We start from the raw sequence: 2,875 nt of genomic DNA on the forward strand, positions 1-2,875 counted from the left end.
AGCCGCCGAAACTGCCGAGGCGCCGGCTGCGGCAGCCGCTTCCAAGTCCTGGAACCAGAGCCCGCGCAGTTACGAGCTGCCTGCCGATGGCGGCTTCGATGTGGACCTGCCCGCCGTGGTGGAGCCGGACCTGGCTGCCGGCCGTGCCGACGACCTGGACGTTCCGGACTTCCTGAAGTAGGCCATGGCGTTGGAGCAACTGGCGCCCGCCGGATTCTGGTGGCGTGAGCAAGTCGATGACGGAGTGTGGGTCGCGTTTACCAGCCGCAGTGCCGGCAACCTGGCCCTGCACGTCAACGATGATCCGGAGGCGGTGCACAGCCGCCGCAAGGCGCTGGAAGCCGCCCTTGGACTGGTTCATGAGCCGTTGCGGTTCATGAACCAGGTCCATTCGGCCCACGTCGGCACTGCCCGGCCATCCGAACCGACGGAGGGCCCCGATGGGCTCGACGCGCTGGTTGCTCCGGCCGGCGATGTGCCCCTGGCAGTCATGGTTGCCGACTGCCTTCCTGTCGTCTTCGCCGCGAAGACTCCGCGCGGGTACGCCACTGCTGTTGCGCATGCGGGCCGCCGGGGCCTGCTGGACGGGATCCTGGCCAACACGGTCAAGCGGCTCGAGGCCGCCGGCGGTTCCCGGCTGCAGGCGTGGATCGGACCGTCCATTTGCGGCCGGTGCTATGAGGTGCCGGAAGCGATGATGGAGGAAGCGGGCGCGATCATGCCGGAGCTGAAAGCCAGGACTTCATGGGGTACCCCCGCCTTGGATCTGCCGGCGGGAGCCGAAGGGCAGCTGGCGTCATTGGGGGTCAGAGCGACACGGGTAGCAGGTTGCACCTTGGAAGAACCGGAGTTGTTCTCCTATCGAGGGGACAAGGGGACCGGACGCTTTGCCGGCCTGGTCTGGAAGGACGTATGACGCACCCGGAACGCAACGAGCAGCTCGCCGAGAATCTTGCGCAGGTCCGGCAGCGCATAGCCGCCGCTGCGGCTGGGCGGCCATTGCCGGCCCCTGAGCTGATTGTCGTCACGAAGTATTTCCCGGCGTCGGATGTTGCCGCGCTGGCTGGGCTCGGCGTAGCGGACGTGGGAGAGAACCGCGACCAGGAGGCTTCGGCCAAGGCAGCAGAGCTGGAGGCGGACCCTGCCGCTGCCGGTTTGCGCTGGCACTTCATCGGACAGCTGCAGAGCAATAAGGCAAAGTCGGTGGTGCGGTACGCCCATTCCGTCCATTCCGTCGACCGTCTGTCCCTGGTCAAAGCGCTGTCGAAGGCCATGGCCGCGGAGCAGGAGCGGCGTGCGGCGGATGGAGCCGGACCGCGGCCGGACCTGCAGGTGCTTATCCAGGTCGACTTGGAAAACCGCCCCGAGCACGGCGAAGCCGGAGGCTCCCGCCGGGGCGGGGCTGCGCCGGTGGAAATCGGCAGGCTGGCCGATGCCGTTGCAGAGGCGCCGGGCCTGGAGCTGGGCGGGTTGATGGCGGTTGCTCCACTGGGCGCCGATCCCGCTGAAGCGTTCGCACGGCTGATGGAATATTCCGCGCAGTTGCGGCGGGCTTATCCGCACGCCGCCATCGTCTCGGCGGGCATGAGCCAGGATCTGGAGGCGGCCGTCGCCGCCGGAGCGACACACCTGCGTGTCGGCTCAGATGTACTGGGCCCCCGACCTCGGGTGATGTAGCGTTTTGGCTAGAGCAGTGGTGAAGACACGATAGGAGCTGACCATGGCTGGCGCCTTGCGCAAGACAATGATCTACCTCGGGCTCGCCGACGGTGACGAGCACTATGAGGCTGAGCAGAACGAGCCCGCCAGCAGGGAAGCGCCGGTACGGGACGAGGAAGGTCCGGAACCCGTACGCGACGAGCGCCGGGCCGAGAGCACTCCGGCTCCAGCCAAGGCAGCCGCCGCCGAAGAGTACCGTGCCCCGGTGACGCCGATTAAGCGCGCCCCTTCATCCCGTGAGGAGTCCAACGTGCTGCGCCAGATCACCACGGTCCATCCGCGCTCCTACAACGATGCCAAGGTCATCGGAGAGAGTTTCCGGGACGGAATCCCGGTGATCATGAACGTTACGGACATGGGGGAGGCCGAAGCCAAGCGCCTTGTGGACTTCTCCGCCGGCCTGGTTTTCGGGCTGCACGGGAGCATTGAACGGGTCACCAACAAAGTGTTCCTTCTGTCGCCGTCCACTATGGAGGTCCTGGGCGAGGACAAGAAGGCGAGCGAACAGCAGGCCAGCTTCTTCAACCAGAGCTAGCGCTCATGGCTGCCGGTGAGGCAGTATTCGGGGAGTAACTGCACCTTCAAACGCTAGGAATTGTGGACCGGCGTGTCGATTATCTTTGTCCTGCTCTATCTCGTACTCATGCTGTTCCAGCTGGCGCTGATCATCCGCATTGTTTTCGATGTCGTCCAGACCTTTGCCCGCCAGTGGCGCCCCCGGGGTGTCGCACTCGTGACAGCATCGGGGATCTACGCCGTCACGGATCCCCCATTGAGGGCCCTGCGCCGCATGATTCCCCCGCTCCGGATCGGCGGGTTCTCGCTGGATCTCGCCTTCCTCGTCCTGTTCATCGTGACGAGCATTGCCCTGGCTATTGTGGCCGGCCTGGCCCGCTGAAACGCGGTTAGGTATCAGTGCTGAAAAGTTATACGCTGATTTTCAGAGGCAGTGAATGTAACGTGTCAGGGAATCTATTCGCTACCGTTGTCATGAACGCGTTCGCATGAATTCGTGATCTACAAGAACCAGTATGAGGTGACCACATGGCTCTGACGCCTGAAGACGTTGTCAACAAGAGGTTCCAGCCGACAAAGTTCCGTGAAGGCTACGACCAGGACGAGGTCGACGACTTCCTCGACGAGATTGTCGTAGAGC

The 2,875-nt window shown here is 64.5% G+C and carries 5 protein-coding genes and 1 pseudogene; all 6 read left to right on the plus strand.

Annotated features, from left to right (window positions below):
- Nucleotides 1–181, plus strand: a pseudogene (locus D477_RS00370) (cell division protein FtsZ); the annotation flags it as partial.
- Nucleotides 182–184: 3 nt separating this feature from the next.
- Nucleotides 185–916 carry a polyphenol oxidase family protein gene (locus D477_RS00375; protein ID WP_005266140.1) on the plus strand — a complete coding sequence of 244 codons (732 nt, stop codon included), beginning with the start codon at nucleotides 185–187 and terminating at the stop codon, nucleotides 914–916.
- Nucleotides 913–1,677 (plus strand): YggS family pyridoxal phosphate-dependent enzyme, encoded by a 765-nt coding sequence (locus tag D477_RS00380; RefSeq protein WP_005266141.1) that lies wholly within the window; start codon nucleotides 913–915, stop codon nucleotides 1,675–1,677. The genes D477_RS00375 and D477_RS00380 overlap by 4 nt, the downstream gene beginning before the upstream one ends.
- 43 nt (nucleotides 1,678–1,720) lie before the next feature.
- On the plus strand, nucleotides 1,721–2,254 hold the full coding sequence (locus tag D477_RS00385) for a cell division protein SepF (protein WP_005266142.1): 534 nt from the start codon (nucleotides 1,721–1,723) through the stop codon (nucleotides 2,252–2,254).
- A 72-nt stretch (nucleotides 2,255–2,326) separates the two neighbouring features.
- The gene (locus D477_RS00390) at nucleotides 2,327–2,617 is read left to right on the plus strand and encodes a YggT family protein (RefSeq protein ID WP_005266143.1); all 291 of its coding nucleotides are present in this window, start codon (nucleotides 2,327–2,329) and stop codon (nucleotides 2,615–2,617) included.
- A gap of 146 nt (nucleotides 2,618–2,763) precedes the next feature.
- On the plus strand, nucleotides 2,764–2,875 hold a 112-nt coding region (locus D477_RS21505), incomplete at its 3' end, for a DivIVA domain-containing protein (RefSeq protein ID WP_005266144.1).

The organism is Arthrobacter crystallopoietes BAB-32 (genome assembly GCF_000328305.2).
GTDB classification, from domain to species: domain Bacteria; phylum Actinomycetota; class Actinomycetes; order Actinomycetales; family Micrococcaceae; genus Crystallibacter; species Crystallibacter crystallopoietes_A.

Bases quoted from the DNA above. Each gene is read 5' to 3' on its own strand.
- D477_RS00375 (WP_005266140.1), top strand. From the start codon at position 185: ATGGCGTTGGAGCAACTGGCGCCCGCCGGATTCTGGTGGCGTGAGCAA.
- D477_RS00380 (WP_005266141.1), top strand. From the start codon at position 913: ATGACGCACCCGGAACGCAACGAGCAGCTCGCCGAGAATCTTGCGCAG.
- D477_RS00385 (WP_005266142.1), top strand. From the start codon at position 1,721: ATGGCTGGCGCCTTGCGCAAGACAATGATCTACCTCGGGCTCGCCGAC.